This window comes from Paenisporosarcina sp. OV554 (genome assembly GCF_003058165.1).
GTDB lineage: Bacteria > Bacillota > Bacilli > Bacillales_A > Planococcaceae > Paenisporosarcina.
Genome location: NZ_QBUC01000008.1, coordinates 108,481 through 124,446, shown reverse-complemented (window position 1 = coordinate 124,446; position 15,966 = coordinate 108,481). Strand labels below are relative to the sequence as shown.

The following is a 15,966-nucleotide window of genomic DNA, read 5'->3' as shown; positions in this document are numbered from 1 at the left end:
CACTTTTACAAAAAACCTCTATACTTTCTCTGTATTTGTTTTTCGGCAGACCGCGTTCTTTTTCGCTACATGCCGGGAACGGATCCACTAACCTCGTAAGTAAAGGAGAATGCATTATGGCTGGATTTTGGTTTACAGAAAAACAAACCGAGAATTTTGGCATTACGATGAAGGTGAACCGTACCTTGCATACGGAGCAAACGGATTTCCAATTGCTCGAAATGGCGGAAACGGCGGAATGGGGCAATATGTTATTCCTAGACGGCATGGTAATGACTTCGGAAAAAGACGAATTCGTTTATCATGAAATGGTGGCACACGTGCCATTATTCACACATCCAAACCCTGAAAACGTCTTAGTAGTAGGCGGCGGAGACGGTGGCGTGATTCGAGAAATTATGAAACATCCACAAGTGAAGAAAGCAACACTTGTCGATATCGATGGCAAAGTAATCGAGTACTCTAAAAAATATTTACCAACAATCGCATCAGAGTTAGAAAACCCACGTGTAGAAGTACAAGTAGGCGACGGTTTTATGCACATTGCTAAAGCTGAAAATGAATATGATGTCATCATGGTGGATTCAACTGAACCTGTAGGACCAGCTGTGAACTTGTTCTCAAAAGGTTTCTATGCAGGCATTTCAAAAGCATTAAAAGAAGATGGAATTTTTGTGGCACAGTCGGACAACCCTTGGTTTACACCAGATTTAATCAAGCAAGTTCAAAAAGACGTGAAAGAAATTTTCCCTATCACTCGTTTATATACTGCTAACATTCCGACTTACCCAAGCGGTCTATGGTGTTTCACATTAGGTTCAAAAAAATACGATCCACTTAAAGTGGAAGATTCACGTTTCCATGAAATCGACACGAAATACTACACGAAAGAATTGCATACGGCGGCATTCGTGTTACCGAAGTTCGTGAAAGATTTAACGGGGGAATAATACATGGAGAGATTTGATGAAGCTTATTCAGGAAATGTCTTTATAAAAAGTCATCCGAATTATGATGAATCACAAGCTGTCATTTATGGCATGCCAATGGACTGGACAGTTAGTTACCGTCCAGGTTCAAGATTTGGCCCTCAACGCATTCGTGAAGTGTCGATTGGTTTGGAAGAATATAGTCCTTATTTAGACCGTGATCTTGATGACGTAAAATACTTTGATGCAGGGGATATTCCATTACCATTCGGAAACCCACAGAAAAGTATAGATTACATCGAAGGATTCGTTCGCCAACTTTTGCAAGATGGAAAAATTCCTGTTGGTATGGGAGGCGAACATTTAGTATCGTGGCCAGTGATGAAAGCTGTAGCGGAAAAACATCCGGATTTAGCTATTATTCACATGGATGCACATACGGATTTACGCGTTTCTTATGAAGGGGAAGCACTTTCTCATTCAACACCTATTCGTAAAATTGCTGACCATATCGGACCAAAAAACGTCTATTCATTCGGCATTCGTTCAGGTATGAAAGAAGAGTTCGTGTGGGCAAAAGAAAACGGCATGCACATCTCGAAATTTGAAGTACTCGAGCCATTAAAAGAAATTTTACCAACACTTGCAGGTCGTCCTGTTTATGTAACCATTGATATTGATGTACTTGATCCTGCACATGCACCAGGTACTGGAACAGTAGACTGCGGTGGTATTACATCTCGTGAGTTGTTAGCGTCTATCCATGCAATCGCTGGATCAGACGTCAACGTTGTTGGCTTTGACTTAGTTGAAGTTGCTCCAATTTACGACTCATCTGAACAAACGGCTAACACGGCGAGCAAATTAATTCGTGAAATGCTATTAGGTTGGTTAAAATAAAGAAAAGTGGAGAGCGTCAATCTAGCCCGACACCGGTGTTGGAAGGAACGAATCGGAAACCTGTTTCCGCATGAGTTACTGAAGCTTAGGTGCGAGCTGGCGCTTGGAACTAGACAGTGTATAGAGACTAGAATCCTTCACAAGTATTAATAATTGTATGGTAAAGTTCCACGCATTCGACGGATGATATAGAAAAAGCGTGATGCTTCTCAATAATGAGAGCATCACGCTTTTCTATTTGTGTAGTGGAAAACACGATTACGACCAATCGCTTTCGCTTCATACATAGCTGTATCTGCAGCACTATAAAGTTCTTGAATAGTCATTCCATTATCAGGATATGAACTGACACCGATTGAGACGGTAATGGTCACTTGTTCTTGTTGATTATCTGAAACTGGGAAAGGGCTCCGTGCAATACTTGAGCGAATGCGTTCACCTAAATCAAGCCCCATGGCAGGAGGAGAATTTGGCAGTAACACAACAAATTGTTCGCCACCGTTTCGAGTAACGTATCCTTCCCGCGAAGAGACTAGGTTTTTTAGTCGAGCTCCAAGTTCTTTCAAAATTTCATCACCAATCGGATGTCCATAAAGATCGTTCACTTTCTTAAAGTGATCAATGTCTATTGAAATCATACTGAATGGTTTCGTTGAATCCGTTATGTAGGAATGTGTCAGTTGCTCAAACTTACGGTTATTATAAAGACCAGTTAAATAATCTGTTTCCGCCAACAATTCAGTATGTCGAAATTTCTTAAAATGGCCGTTTAACTCGATTAGAATAAATAATACCGTAAAGAATGAGAAGGCTGAGTATAAAATAAAATACACAATATGCAAATAATTAGTAGTTGTTTGATGAATTAAGATGGCAATTAGTACTGCAGTTTGAGCGGTTGCATAATAAAAATAACGATGAGCATTTTTGAAGGTCATCGGATATTTAAAACTAAATAATCCTATAACAATCCCCAAAACGCTCACATTTAACCCTCCAAGAAGACCTGGGATCGTGACAGCATCCGTCATAAAAATACGCGCTAAACCAATAATAAGTCCACTAATAATAGGAGCTATAGGTCCTCCCAAAATTCCGGCAATGACAATCACAACATGTCTGGCATCAACCATAATCGTATCTGACAAGTCAACAGACGATTCCATTAAAATAAAGCCAGCTAGACCGGACATAATTCCAATAATATACGGATGAGCTTTCAGAAACGGAAAATTAGAGCGTACAGTATCTTGAAAGGGCCAGTAAGATAAGACGGCAAAAGTAAATAAGATACAAAAATTTATCAGCAAATCGAAAAGCATGACTTTCGCCTCCCAAACAAAATTCTAGCGTCAGTATATCATACATAAAAATACAATTGCGGAAATTTTTTTATAGGTAAAGTGATATGAAAACCGATAATAAAACGTTATTTGAAATGAAGGGGTAAAATGCCTTATAATAAAAAGGTTATATTGAAATCATACAAAAGGAAGCGGGTGGACTTGTCTTGAACACACAAGTAAAAGTAAAGTTAAAAACGACCATTCGGCAACCTAACGAAGAACCGGAAATTTATGAATTATGGGCATCTGGCACTATTATTGAAAAAAGAGGAAATTCTTATTTAAAATATGAAGAAATGCAAGACAATAATAAAATTAACACCACCGTCAAAATGGGCGAAACAGAAGCACTCGTTTTGCGAAGTGGCGGAGTAAATATGCGACTTCCGTTCTTGGAGAATTCACAACAGACAGGCAGTTATGAGAGCGAATATGGCGTATTAATGGTTTCGACCATGACGCGAAAAATAGCGTTTGAAAAAAATAAAAACGATGGAAATTTTGTCGTTCAATATGATTTAACCGTGAGCGGACAACCCGTTGGCGAATACACACTCGAATTTCATTACACGGAGGGATCGCAATGAACGCAGTAGAACAAGTTCAACAATCCATAAAAGAAGCGTTACAACAAGCTATTTTAAAAGCACAATTAACAGACACAGAAGGCCTTCCAGCCATTCATTTAGAAGCCCCTCGCGACAAAGCGAACGGTGATTACGCAACCAATATTGCCATGCAGCTAACGAAACTTGCTAAAAAACCACCTCGTGCGATAGCAGAAGCGATTCTAGAAAATCTTGAAACATCAGGTACAGTTATCGAGAAAATCGAGATAGCTGGTCCTGGATTTATGAATATTTCGATTCGTAAGGATTACTTAGCTGATGTAGTAAAAGCAGTGCTTGCACAAGGTGCTGATTATGGTCGTTCAAATGCGGGTGGGAATCAAAAGATTCAAGTAGAGTTTGTATCAGCTAATCCAACAGGCGACTTGCATTTAGGTCATGCTCGTGGTGCATCTGTCGGTGATTCTTTATGTAATGTCCTGGATTATGCAGGCTATAACGTTTCACGCGAATACTATATTAACGATGCAGGTAACCAAATAAACAACCTAGCGTACTCATTAGAAGCTCGCTATAAGCAAGCTCTAGGTCAAGACGCAGAAATGCCGGAAGATGGCTATCATGGCAAAGACATTATTGAAATTGCCCAAGCTATGGCAAATGAGCATGGTGAAGCGTTACTTGAGAAATCTGCCGAAGAGCGTTTTGCATTCTTCCGCTCACATGGTCTGAAAGTAGAACTTGCTAAATTACAACAAGATTTAGCTGATTTTCGTGTTAATTTTGATGAATGGTACTCAGAAACTTCTTTATATGAAAACGGCAAGATAGAAGTGGCTCTAGATAAATTACGTGCAAATGGTCACGTCTTTGAAGAAGAAGGCGCGACTTGGTTCCGTTCAACAACATTTGGTGACGACAAAGACCGTGTACTCATTAAAAATGACGGTTCATTTACTTATTTAACACCTGATATTGCGTATCATGAAGATAAAATTGCGCGTGGTTTTGAAAAGTTAATCAACATTTGGGGTGCTGATCACCACGGTTACATTCCGCGTATGAAAGCCGCAATTCAAGCACTTGGAAACGGTAACGATACACTTGAAGTCAGCATTATACAAATGGTGCAATTGTACAAAGACGGCGAAAAAATGAAAATGAGCAAACGTACAGGTAAAGCTGTTACCATGCGTGAACTTGTAGAAGAGGTTGGCTTAGACGCTGTTCGTTACTTCTTCGCCATGCGTTCTGGTGATTCACATATGGACTTCGATTTAGATTTAGCAGTTTCACAATCGAACGAAAACCCTGTGTTCTACGCACAATATGCACATGCACGTATTAGCTCAATTTTGCGCTCTGCAGCAGAACAAGGATTCAGTGCTTCAGAGGATCAACTAAACTTGCTGCAAGCTGAAAAAGAAATCGATGTCTTAAAGAAAGTGGGCGACTTCCCACAAGTCGTGGCAGATGCAGCGAAAATTCGCTCTCCACACCGCCTGGCAACATACATTCAAGAACTAGCAGCAACTTTCCATAGCTTCTACAATGCTGAAAAAGTATTAGATGCTTCGAACGAAGATATGACCCGTGCAAGACTTGCTCTCATCACTGCAGTCCGCACAACCATAGCAAATGCACTTCGTCTAATCGGCGTAAGCGCTCCAGAAAAAATGTAGAAAATTAACAACAGCCATTTCACAAGTTAGATGTGAAATGGCTGTTTTTGTTTGCCGAATAATGATAAGAATGCAAAAGCAATTGAACTTTATCACTCAGGTTTCCGGGGAGCTTTGGAAAGCCAACGTGCTACACCCTCCTAATGAATAAGGAAGAGAGGGGGAAGCACCCAGGAAGTGCCTACACGTATGGCTACGTAGCCTTCATCTTTATTCACATGGAAAGGGTTTTTTGTGTGGCTTATCATGACACAGTAAACTGAATCCGAAAAACAGTAAATAATAAGTGATCTATTATTCCTCATTCAAGGTGCGTTTCCATAATAAATGGAGACGCACTTTTTTGTGCGATTTCTTGAACTCGTTTTAACCAAGTGCCGCCAGTTAAAGTACGTAATAATAGACCAAGTGTTACAAATATAAAATAAACGTAGTAGTATCCGCTATATCAAGTTACAACAGGAAAGACAAAAACATATCACACATAGTCATGCTACAAAGTGTTCCGCTAGAGTTTACTAAAAACCTTCTCGACACTTAAAGGAATTCATGTATAATGAAAATGAATTACATAGCCCCAACACGAAGGTGCTCTGCTTCAATCGCAGAGTTAAAAGGGAAGTCGGTTCAACTCCGACGCGGTCCCGCCACTGTATGTGAGAGGAAAGCGCATCAAGTCACTGAAGCACACACATTGCTTTGGGAAGACGCACTAATCCACTAATCACAAGCCAGGAGACCTGCCTACGTGCGAACACTCAGCAACCCTACGAGGATAGGAATGGTGTGAATCAGCTCGTGCTCATTTTAGCAAAAGCAAATATTCAACCAACCATCTTCCGACGACTCGCGGAGGATTTTTTTGTGTCTTAAGACACATCAATGAACACAACATATCGAGGAGGAATACAAAGATGAAGAAGATTTGGCAATTATGGCTCGCAACTGCGCTTGCAGCGATCTTATTAACAGCATGTGGGCAAGAAAAAGCGGAAACTGTAGACAGCAAAACAACTGAAACAGAAGTTGGACAAGAGGCTTCACAATTTCCTCTAACAATTAAGGATGTCACTGATAATGAAATCACATTAGAAGAAGCACCAAAAGCAATCGTTTCAATGATTCCAAGCAATACAGAAATTTTGTATGCTCTTGGCTTAGAAGAAAAAATAGTGGGAGTTTCAGATTACGATAACTACCCAGAAGAAGTTGCTTCTAAAGAAAAAATTGGTGGACAAGAATTTAATGTAGAAAAAATTATTTCTTTAAATCCAGATTTAGTACTTGCACATGAATCAGGTCTTGGAGTAGGTGACGCTGGAATTAAACAAATGCGTGATGCAGGGTTAAACGTTTATGTTGTGAAATCTGCAGTTAGCTTTGATGAAGTGTATGACACGATGGCGACTATTGGACAAGCGACAGATATGAATAAAGAAGCGGAAGAAATGGTACAAACAATGAAGGATGAAGTAGCAACAATTCAAGAAAAGGCTTCAACCATTAAAGAGAAGAAAAAAGTATTTACGGAAGTATCTCCAGCTCCAGAAATTTATACAGCAGGTAATAACACGTTTATGAATGAAATGATCGAGATTTTGAATGCGGAAAATATAGCATCAGATCAAGAAGGTTGGATTATGATGGACCCTGAAGAAATTGTTAAACGTAATCCGGATGTAATATTAACAACTTACGGTAATTATGTACCAAATGCAGCGGAGCAAGTCTTAACTCGTGAAGGATTTGGCACAGTTACAGCTGTTAAAAACAAAGCAGTAATAGATGTGGATGCTGATACGACAAGCCGTCAAGGTCCTCGTTTAACTGAAGGTTTATTAGAATTGGCAAAAGCAATTCATCCTGAGGTCTTCAGTGAGTAAAACCTGGTTTGCATATGTAGCTTCTTTCTTCGTACTGATTGCTGCAGTGTTGGTTGGGGTAACGGTTGGATCAGTATCGATTCCGGTGCAAGTGTTATGGAATCCGGACTTGGATGAAGCTGCGTCAAACATCCTTTGGAATATTCGCATGCCTCGTGTTGTACTAGCTGGTTTAGTTGGCGCTTCACTTGCTATAGCGGGAGCGGCTTTCCAAGGATTGTTGAAAAATCCATTAGCTGATCCATATACGTTAGGAGTGTCGTCCGGTGCCTCAGTTGGCGCCGTGGTGACACTCTTTTTCGGAATTTCTGTACCCTTTCTAGGCTTGTTCACATTGCCAGTCTTCAGTATGCTCGGCGCTTTTTTAACGATGGTTACTGTTATGAGTTTTGCCAAGCTCATAGACCGCGCGATGAAGATGGAAACGATCATTCTCACAGGAATAATATTTAGTTCATTTTTGGGATCTGTCATCTCTCTTATGGTTTCACTTTCAGGTGAAGAGCTCCGTCAAATTATTGGCTGGTTGCTTGGTAGTGTGTCAATGCGAGGTTGGCCCTATGTCACAATGGCATTACCGTTTATGACGATCGGTTTTTTACTATTATGGCTAAATCGACGCGAGCTAAATGCATTAGTTTTTGGCGAGGAACGTGCCATGCATTTAGGTGTAAATGTGAAACGACGTAAAATGATGATTTTAACAGGAGGTTCGATTTTAACTGGTGCTGCGGTATCGGTTTCTGGAACCATTGGCTTTGTTGGTCTCGTCGTGCCACATATGACACGTATGTTGTGGGGATCGGATCATCGTCATGTATTACCCTTATCATTTATAAATGGTGCTTCATTACTCATTATTTGTGACTTAGTGTCACGAATAATTATTTCACCGTCTGAGCTACCAATAGGCGTAATTACAGCCTTCATTGGTGCACCAGTGTTTGCGTTTATTTTTTGGAAACAACGAAGAAAGGTGGGTGCGTAATCATGCTAAAAGTCGAAGGATTAACAGGTGGTTATCACGACGCACCTGTTGTAAAAGACGTGTCTTTTCATGTTGTTAAAGGGGAAGTTCTTGGGATTTTAGGTCCAAATGGGAGTGGCAAGTCGACCTTGCTGAAAATCATTAGTGGTGTACTTCCTTTGAAAGCAGGTACGGTCAAATTAGGTAGCAAACCAATCGAAACATATACTACAAAAGAACTCGCTAAGCATATGGCTGTGCTACCTCAATTACACGCACATGCTTTTTCATATACAGTGCGGGACACGATTTCTCTTGGGAGATACCCTCATCAAAGTGGATTCTTTTCATCTTGGTCTGAGAAAGATGAGCAAGCAATTCAAGATGCAATGCAGCTAACCGACGTAAAAATGTATGAGCATGTCTATCTCGATCAGCTTTCTGGAGGAGAACAACAACGTGTTTTTGTGGCCCAAGCACTTGCGCAGCAAGCAAAAGTGTTATTACTGGATGAGCCAACAAACCATTTAGACATTGCACATCAACAACAATTGTTGGACACGATTAGAATGCAAGCCACTAAGAATGGATTAACAATCATCTCAGTATTTCATGACATAAATTTAGCTTCCTTGTATTGCGACCGGTTGTTACTAATGGAAGATGGAGAAGTGAAAATAATTGGTGAACCGCATGCGGCGCTAAAACAAAAACAGCTAGAAAGTGTCTACAAAGCTCGGGTAAGAAGCCACCCACATCCAGAACAACCGAAACCACAAATCACATTATTGCCTAATTTGAGTGAGGTGCAGGTGGAGCACATCATTAAGAAAGACAATTTTGCAGTGTCAAATGAGTATGTGGTCATGCAAGCAAACGTCCCATTAAAAACAGTTTCATCAGCTGTTGTAAATGCGGGGTTTGGTTGGTTCCGTACGTTTGTTAATCGTCATGTGAAAGCTGATTACGAATGTGACGATAGCATAAAAGAGATGTTTGATTATTTACAAGAACAAGGATTTTCTACAACAGATACAGTGGGAATGATGACAGCTGTTCAAACTAAACATGTGGTCATTGAAGAGTATAATGGAACATTTGGATCCATTATCATTGCAGTTACAGCAGGCGTTGGGAATGCAGTGGATGTGTCAAAAGCATTTGAACGCGAAGATGAACCTTATGTCGGTACGATTAATACCTGGATTATCGTTAATGGAAAATTATCGGACGAAGCATTCATTCAAGCCATGATTACAGCGACAGAAGCAAAAACAAAAGCTCTTCAAAACGAAGATGTAAGAGACTCGATAACAAATACACTTGCAACTGGAACATCCACGGATAGTTTACTTGTAGCGGCTACTCAAAAAGGGGAACTTTTACCGTATGCTGGACCTATTACAGAGCTAGGGAAATGTATCGGACGGGGCGTTTTCGAGTGTACTACGCTAGCTATCAAACGCTATAAAGTAGCGAAAGGAATGTAAGTATGTCTGCTCATATCATCGCGCTTACTTTTGGCTTACTCCTTGATCGAATAATAGGTGATCCACCTAATTGGACACACCCAGTTCGATGGATTGGAAGCTTTATAACAAAATTAACAACTTTGTTGAATAAAGGCAGACATCGCAAAGTCAAAGGTATAATCCTGTTGATATCGGTTGTTGCGGTTACATTCACTAGCGTATTTACTGTGGTGTTCACAGCATACAAGATTCACTTTATTTTTGGAATCGTTGTTGAAAGTATTTTGTGTGCAATAGGGTTTGCCCAAAAAAGTTTGAAAGACGCGGCGATGTCCGTTTATCAACCACTAGTTAATGGTGATTTGAGAGAAGCTAGAATGAAACTATCATGGATTGTCGGTCGCGATACTGAAAAGTTATCCGAATCAGAAATTACACGTGCTGTGGTAGAAACTGTCTCTGAAAATACGAGTGACGGGATAACAGCTCCACTTTTCTTTGCATTTCTTTTCGGAGCACCTGGGCTTTGGTTATATAAAGCAGTGAATACTTTAGATTCGATGGTGGGTCACGAAAATGAGAAGTTTCAAGACTTTGGTTATGCTTCTGCCAAAATGGATGATGTGTTGAACTATATTCCGAGCAGAGTCACAGGCTATATCATCCTGCTATGGACAAAAAATTACAGTAAACAATCCCTTCGCACTCGATTTGCTAATTGGTGGAAAGATGCCAAAAAGCATCCAAGCCCAAATAGTGGGTACTTGGAAGCTGCGACTGCCTGTCAACTTGGTGTGCAACTGGGAGGTCTTAATATGTATAAAGGAATTCCTTCTAACCGTCCACGGATGGGAATTTCAGAAAACCCGCTTCGAGCAATTCATATTTTATATACAATCCGTCAAATGCATATCGCTATATTTCTGTTTTGGCTAATGATGATTGTTATCGGGGGTGTTTTACGTGACATTACCTAACCATGGCGCAAATCCACATCATTTATTTAAAAGTTTGGGAATTAACCCTCCCGATCGAATAATAGACTTTAGTGAAAACGTCAATCCATTCGGACCTCCTGAATCAATACAAACTAACTGGCACAAATTCAAACCGTTTATGATGGGGTATCCAGATCCACTTGGTGAACCTTTTCGAACAGCAGTTGCTGAGTATCACAACATTTCACCTGACTCCATATTCGTTGCAAATGGAGCCGCAGAAATATTTTCATTGCTTGCGCAAAAGTATAGAGGCAAACGAGCAATAATCGTTCACCCAACTTTCTCTGAATATGAAACGACATTGAAAGCACGAAATGTGGAAATTGTGAACTTGCACATGACTGAAATCGTAACAGGTGAATACCCGATTGATGAAATAAAAATGCATATGCATCAAGCTGATGTCCTTTACTTATGTACACCGAATAACCCAACTGGGACATTGCCAACACGCAAAGTGTTAATTGATTTGGTAGCATACGCGAAAAAAACAAACTGTGACATTGTGTTGGATGAAGCCTTCATTGATTTCATTTCAGAACAGTCATCTTTAATTTCTGACATTAATTTTTGTCATTTGATTATAGTTCGCTCAATGACAAAAATGTACGCAATGCCTGGTCTAAGGCTAGGATACATGGTAACTGCCCCTTCCATAGTCAAGGAAATTCAACAACTGGCACCTCATTGGAATGTGAATAGGATTGCAGCTGAAATAGGTTCACTCGTATTAAAAGATGAAGAGTACAGACAAAAAACGATTCTTCATAGCCAAAACATGCTTCTCGACATGAGTGCTTTTCTAAAATCAAAAGGCTGCGAAGTAACACAATCACAAGCCAACTTTTTATTATTCAAGTTACAACATCCAAACAGTGAATTTTTCCAATACTTTTTAAGACAAGGGTTGGTTTTAAGACATACCGAGAATTTTCATGGACTTGACGGTCGATGGTACAGAATTGGTATGAAGACCGCAGAAGATATGGAAATCCTTAAAAAGGAGTTAACAGTATGGTTCGAGGCACGCTAACATTTATTTCTGGCGGTGTACGAAGTGGAAAGACGGGTTTTGCTGAAGAATGGTTAATGAATCGCTCGTGTTCGCGACTAATCTATCTCGCGACTGGCGTTGCTTCTGACAGTGAAATGGAACAACGTATAAAACGCCATCAACAGGATCGAAAAGACTATAAAAACAACTGGCTGACTATAGAACAACCTCGTAAAATAGAAGAAATTCTGCCACACATCCGACCTGGTGATGGGGTTCTGATGGACTGCATCACTACGTGGTTAGCCAACGAACTGTACGAAGGATGGGCAATGGATGATCCGTGTTTTAAACGTGAAAACTGCATGGAAGAAAAAGAGAGACGTTTCCATGAAACGATTTATTCGTTGCTAAAGAACGGAACCACTTTAGTCGTCATCTCAAATGAAGTTTTAGATGAACCTTTGTCGAGAATTCCAGATGTAGTGCTCTATCAGCAATGGCTAGGAAGGCTCCATCAGTGGCTCGTCAAAGAGAGTGATTATGCATATGAACTTACATATGGACTAGCAAAGAAGTGGAAGTAAGGGGGGAATACATATGAACGGAATCATGATACAAGGGACAGCATCCAACGTTGGTAAGAGCATGATTTGTACAGCACTTTGTCGGTTATTTGCAAATGATGGTTTCCATGTAGCACCATTTAAATCTCAAAATATGTCGACCTTTTCTACAAAAATAGGTAATGGATTAGAAATCAGTACCGCTCAATTTGCACAGGCAGAAGCGGCAAAAGTTCTACCTCTTCCACAAATGAACCCTATTTTATTAAAGCCCTCTGGACATATGTCTTCTGAAGTATGGATGTTGGGTGAAAAAGTGGAGGAAATGTCCGGGACAGCTTATCGTGAATCTTTTTATGATCAGGGTTTGACAGTCATTAAACAATCGCTTGCGTTTGTGAGTGAGCACTATGATGTAGTTGTGTTAGAAGGAGCAGGAAGTCCGGTCGAAGTAAACTTAACTGACCGAGAACTTGTCAATATGAGAATTGCTGATTTAGCGGATGTGCCAGTATTGCTTGTTGCTGATATTGAACGTGGTGGAGTTTTTGCAACAATCGTTGGGACTCTGGAATTATTGGCTCCAAATCATCGGAATCGTGTAAAGGGCCTTATTATTAATAAGTTTCGTGGAGATAAGGAATTGTTTCAGGAGGGCGTATCATTTATTGAGTCCTACACAGGAATTCCAGTTCTCGGCGTTATTCCATTTATGGATAACCACGAAATTGAAGAGGAAGATTCTTTAATTACGCAACACGATTCAATTGCAAATAAGTCTGGTGAAGATAAATATGATGAATGGGCACTTCACGTTGCATCCCATCTCGATTGGGCAAAAATAAAGAATATGGTGAAGGGACCATGATGCGCGGAGTTTTACTTGCGCTGCAATTTTTCACCATTTTCCCAATTAATAAAGAACTGAATATGAATCGGAAGTCAGTAACGATCATGTTTGCCACTCTCCCCTGGATTGGGGGAGCATTCGGACTGATCACTTCAATTGTTTGGTTATCTCTTGATGCAAGTCCTCTTTTTTTAGCATTTACCATCGTGTTAATCGGTATTGTGCTGTCAGGTGGACTACATCTAGATGGATTTGCTGATACGAGTGATGCCTTTTTTTCTTATCGTAATCAAGATAAACGTCATGAGATTTTAGCTGACCCACGGATAGGTGCTTTTGGAACCATGGCTTTACTATTTCTTATTGTGGGGAAAATAATTTTGCTCACTGAAATAATTACACAGGACGGCATGAGCTGGCAATGGTTAGTGGTCATCCCATTTTTAGCGAGAGTAGGAATGGTTTACTTCTTTATCATTACACCTGAAGCAAGAGATAAGGGGCTAGCTGCTTTCTTTAAAAAACGTTTTCACAGTCAAGCGTTACTAATAGCCATCTGGATCTCGATTGCTACAGCTGTTGGATTTATCGTTATTGTTGGAGGAGCTGTGTTAGTTGCCATCACCACTTTAGTTGCACTATTCATTTGTGCACATGTATATAAACTTTGGACGAAAAAACATTTCGGAGGGGTCACGGGAGATGTCTCGGGTGCTTTTGTTGAAGGGATGGAAGTTGTATTATGGCTATTGATTTTCATCTTACTTTAATACGGCATCTACCGACCTTAGCAAATGTTGAACGTCGCTACATTGGATGGAGTGATGAATCAATTAACCAGTCGTCCTATGTAAATAATCAAGCCATTTTGTCCCCAAAGATTATTTACGGAAGTGACCTAAAACGATGCCAACAAACGGCTGCCCTTTTTTCTCCAAAATCAACCTACCAAGGTTCACAAGCTTTTCGTGAGATGTCATTTGGTGACTGGGAGCTAAAGACTTATGAGGACTTAAAGGAAGACTTCATCTATCAAAAGTGGCTGTCTAATCCAGATCTAGTATCTCCGCCGAACGGTGAGTTTTTACACCAAATGGCTACACGCGTGCTCACTGGTCTGAAAAGTATTCCTTGCAATCAACCAATTGTAGTAACACATGGTGGACCTATTCGTTTTATGCTCTATAAGTTTGCGCCTGATGAGCGGAATTTTTGGTTATGGAATGTCAAACATGGGGACAAATGGACATTACGCTGGGATAGTCGTAAATGCTTTGAGGAGGAAAAAAGATGCAAGTCTATATCGGTGGAGCGAATAACGGAAAGCGAGCGTATGTCAGACAACTCGTAGTTGAACGAGATGTGCAATGGATTGAATGTGCAGATTATCAGGATTTGCCAAAAGCGAGTGCGCAGACAATAGTTCTTGCTGGAGTAGAAGCTTTTGTTGAGCATCATTTAAACAGACCGGAAGAACTGGTCATTGAAGATTTCATGGAAACATTAAATACATATCGCTCACAAAGTGATGTCATAGTGATTGTGACAGAAAATGGACGTGGAATAGTACCGATAGTTGCAGAAACGCGTGAGCTTAGAGATCGGTGTGGCAGGTTATTCCAACAGATTTTTAAGGAAGCAACAAACGTTACGCGTATTTGGTACGGCTTAACAGAATCATTAAAATAGCTTTTCAAACCATCTCTTAAAGGGGGACATTGAAGTTGAGAATTTATACACGAACTGGAGACAAAGGACAAACAAGTTTAATTGGGGCACGCACAGATAAAGATGATCCGCGAGTTGAAACCTATGGAACTATTGACGAGGTGAATTCGTTTATTGGCAAAGCAATGACAGAGCTAGACCCAACCATTTTTACAGACTTACTTACAGACTTAGAAGCAATTCAAAATGAATTATTCGATTGTGGTGGAGATTTAGCAAACGTCAAGCCAAACCGTACATATAAAATGTCACAAGAGCCAGTAGAAGTATTAGAGAAACGTATTGATGAACTAATGGAAGAACCACCAATGCTCGAACGTTTTATTTTACCAGGAGGATCACCAGCTGCAGCAACTCTACATATCGCGAGAACAGTAACACGGCGTGCTGAAAGACAAATGGTGACCTTGATGAAAGTAGAAGAAGACATACCTACTGTAGTCCAACGTTATTTGAATCGCTTGTCCGACTATTTATTTGCCGCTTCACGAGTAGCCAACTCAAGGGTCAACGTGCCTGACAACGAATACGTGCGTTCTGCAAAAGTTTTTAGAAATGGTGGACGAGCTAAAAAAGTGGAGGAATAATCAATGAATGTTCGTTTAATAACATTAACCGCAATGATTGCAACTTTATGTGCAATTGGTGCACTCGTCAAATTACCTGTGGGAATAGGTTCAGCCGCTTTAGATGCAGTACCTGCTTTAGTTTCCGTTGCCATTTTACCACCTGTATTTTCAGGAATTGCAGCAGCGGTCGGTCATTTGGTATCTGCTTTATCAATAGGAATGCCATTCGGACCATTTCATGCATTAATTGCGGTGGAAATGTTTGGAATACTGTGGATTTTTGCAGTACTCCATCAAAAAGGATGGGTTAAAGGGAAATGGCTATTTTTCGTCCTAGCTAATGGTGTTATTGCGCCGCTACCATTTTACTTTTTGATTAGTCCTGCGTTCTTTTATGGAGCTGTGCCTTCGTTACTATTAGCTTCCTGTTTAAATGCTGGCATTGCTTTTTTATTAGCACCAGTGCTAGAGCGACTTTACAAGAAAGTAATTGTTAAATGAGACACGCGC

Annotated in this window: 17 protein-coding genes and 1 riboswitch; of the genes, 16 read left to right on the top strand and 1 reads right to left on the bottom strand. The window is 40.3% G+C overall.

Going from position 1 to position 15,966, the window contains the following annotated elements:
- Positions 1-116 precede the first annotated feature (116 nt).
- Both speE and speB read left to right on the top strand, forming a co-directional pair.
- Positions 117-950 carry a spermidine synthase gene (gene speE, locus C8K15_RS09370; RefSeq protein ID WP_108586145.1) on the top strand — a complete coding sequence of 278 codons (834 nt, stop codon included), beginning with the start codon at positions 117-119 and terminating at the stop codon, positions 948-950.
- Between the two features lie 3 nt (positions 951-953).
- A complete protein-coding gene (gene speB, locus C8K15_RS09365; protein ID WP_108586144.1) occupies positions 954-1,829 on the top strand; it encodes an agmatinase in 876 nt (291 codons plus the stop codon).
- Between the two features lie 224 nt (positions 1,830-2,053).
- Here the strand turns inward: speB and C8K15_RS09360 are convergent, their stop codons facing one another.
- Positions 2,054-3,151, bottom strand: coding sequence for a GGDEF domain-containing protein (locus tag C8K15_RS09360; RefSeq protein ID WP_108586143.1), 1,098 nt, complete (start codon positions 3,149-3,151; stop codon positions 2,054-2,056).
- A 188-nt stretch (positions 3,152-3,339) separates the two neighbouring features.
- Between C8K15_RS09360 and C8K15_RS09355 the strand changes: the two genes are divergently transcribed.
- From C8K15_RS09355 to C8K15_RS09290, 14 genes are all read left to right on the top strand, one after another.
- Complete coding sequence (locus C8K15_RS09355) at positions 3,340-3,762, top strand: YwiB family protein (RefSeq protein WP_108586142.1); 423 nt, start codon at positions 3,340-3,342, stop codon at positions 3,760-3,762.
- A complete protein-coding gene (gene argS / locus C8K15_RS09350; protein ID WP_108586141.1) occupies positions 3,759-5,426 on the top strand; it encodes an arginine--tRNA ligase in 1,668 nt (555 codons plus the stop codon). The genes C8K15_RS09355 and argS overlap by 4 nt, the downstream gene beginning before the upstream one ends.
- 569 nt (positions 5,427-5,995) lie before the next feature.
- A riboswitch (cobalamin riboswitch) is annotated at positions 5,996-6,188 on the top strand.
- Between the two features lie 152 nt (positions 6,189-6,340).
- Entirely contained in the window at positions 6,341-7,309 is a 969-nt protein-coding gene (locus C8K15_RS09345; RefSeq protein ID WP_108586140.1) for an ABC transporter substrate-binding protein, read from the top strand.
- Positions 7,302-8,297, top strand: coding sequence for a FecCD family ABC transporter permease (locus tag C8K15_RS09340; protein ID WP_108586139.1), 996 nt, complete (start codon positions 7,302-7,304; stop codon positions 8,295-8,297). Before C8K15_RS09345 ends, C8K15_RS09340 begins: the two co-directional genes overlap by 8 nt.
- A gap of 2 nt (positions 8,298-8,299) precedes the next feature.
- Entirely contained in the window at positions 8,300-9,766 is a 1,467-nt protein-coding gene (locus C8K15_RS09335; RefSeq protein ID WP_108586138.1) for an adenosylcobinamide amidohydrolase, read from the top strand.
- A 2-nt stretch (positions 9,767-9,768) separates the two neighbouring features.
- Entirely contained in the window at positions 9,769-10,725 is a 957-nt protein-coding gene (cbiB, locus tag C8K15_RS09330; RefSeq protein WP_108586137.1) for an adenosylcobinamide-phosphate synthase CbiB, read from the top strand.
- Positions 10,712-11,782 carry a pyridoxal phosphate-dependent aminotransferase gene (locus C8K15_RS09325; protein WP_108586136.1) on the top strand — a complete coding sequence of 357 codons (1,071 nt, stop codon included), beginning with the start codon at positions 10,712-10,714 and terminating at the stop codon, positions 11,780-11,782. Before cbiB ends, C8K15_RS09325 begins: the two co-directional genes overlap by 14 nt.
- On the top strand, positions 11,764-12,330 hold the full coding sequence (locus C8K15_RS09320; protein WP_108586135.1) for a bifunctional adenosylcobinamide kinase/adenosylcobinamide-phosphate guanylyltransferase: 567 nt from the start codon (positions 11,764-11,766) through the stop codon (positions 12,328-12,330). The genes C8K15_RS09325 and C8K15_RS09320 overlap by 19 nt, the downstream gene beginning before the upstream one ends.
- A gap of 13 nt (positions 12,331-12,343) precedes the next feature.
- Positions 12,344-13,177, top strand: a complete 834-nt coding sequence (locus tag C8K15_RS09315) for a cobyric acid synthase (RefSeq protein ID WP_108586134.1) — start codon at positions 12,344-12,346, stop codon at positions 13,175-13,177.
- Positions 13,141-13,929: an adenosylcobinamide-GDP ribazoletransferase gene (gene cobS, locus C8K15_RS09310; RefSeq protein WP_233260426.1), complete on the top strand. Its 789-nt coding sequence runs from the start codon at positions 13,141-13,143 to the stop codon at positions 13,927-13,929. The genes C8K15_RS09315 and cobS overlap by 37 nt, the downstream gene beginning before the upstream one ends.
- Positions 13,902-14,510 (top strand): histidine phosphatase family protein, encoded by a 609-nt coding sequence (locus C8K15_RS09305; RefSeq protein WP_108586132.1) that lies wholly within the window; start codon positions 13,902-13,904, stop codon positions 14,508-14,510. The genes cobS and C8K15_RS09305 overlap by 28 nt, the downstream gene beginning before the upstream one ends.
- Complete coding sequence (locus C8K15_RS09300; RefSeq protein WP_108586131.1) at positions 14,450-14,848, top strand: bifunctional adenosylcobinamide kinase/adenosylcobinamide-phosphate guanylyltransferase; 399 nt, start codon at positions 14,450-14,452, stop codon at positions 14,846-14,848. Before C8K15_RS09305 ends, C8K15_RS09300 begins: the two co-directional genes overlap by 61 nt.
- Before the next feature lie 35 nt (positions 14,849-14,883).
- Complete coding sequence (locus C8K15_RS09295) at positions 14,884-15,474, top strand: cob(I)yrinic acid a,c-diamide adenosyltransferase (RefSeq protein WP_108586130.1); 591 nt, start codon at positions 14,884-14,886, stop codon at positions 15,472-15,474.
- A 3-nt stretch (positions 15,475-15,477) separates the two neighbouring features.
- Positions 15,478-15,957, top strand: a complete 480-nt coding sequence (locus C8K15_RS09290; protein WP_108586129.1) for an ECF transporter S component — start codon at positions 15,478-15,480, stop codon at positions 15,955-15,957.
- The last annotated feature ends 9 nt before the right edge of the window (positions 15,958-15,966 follow it).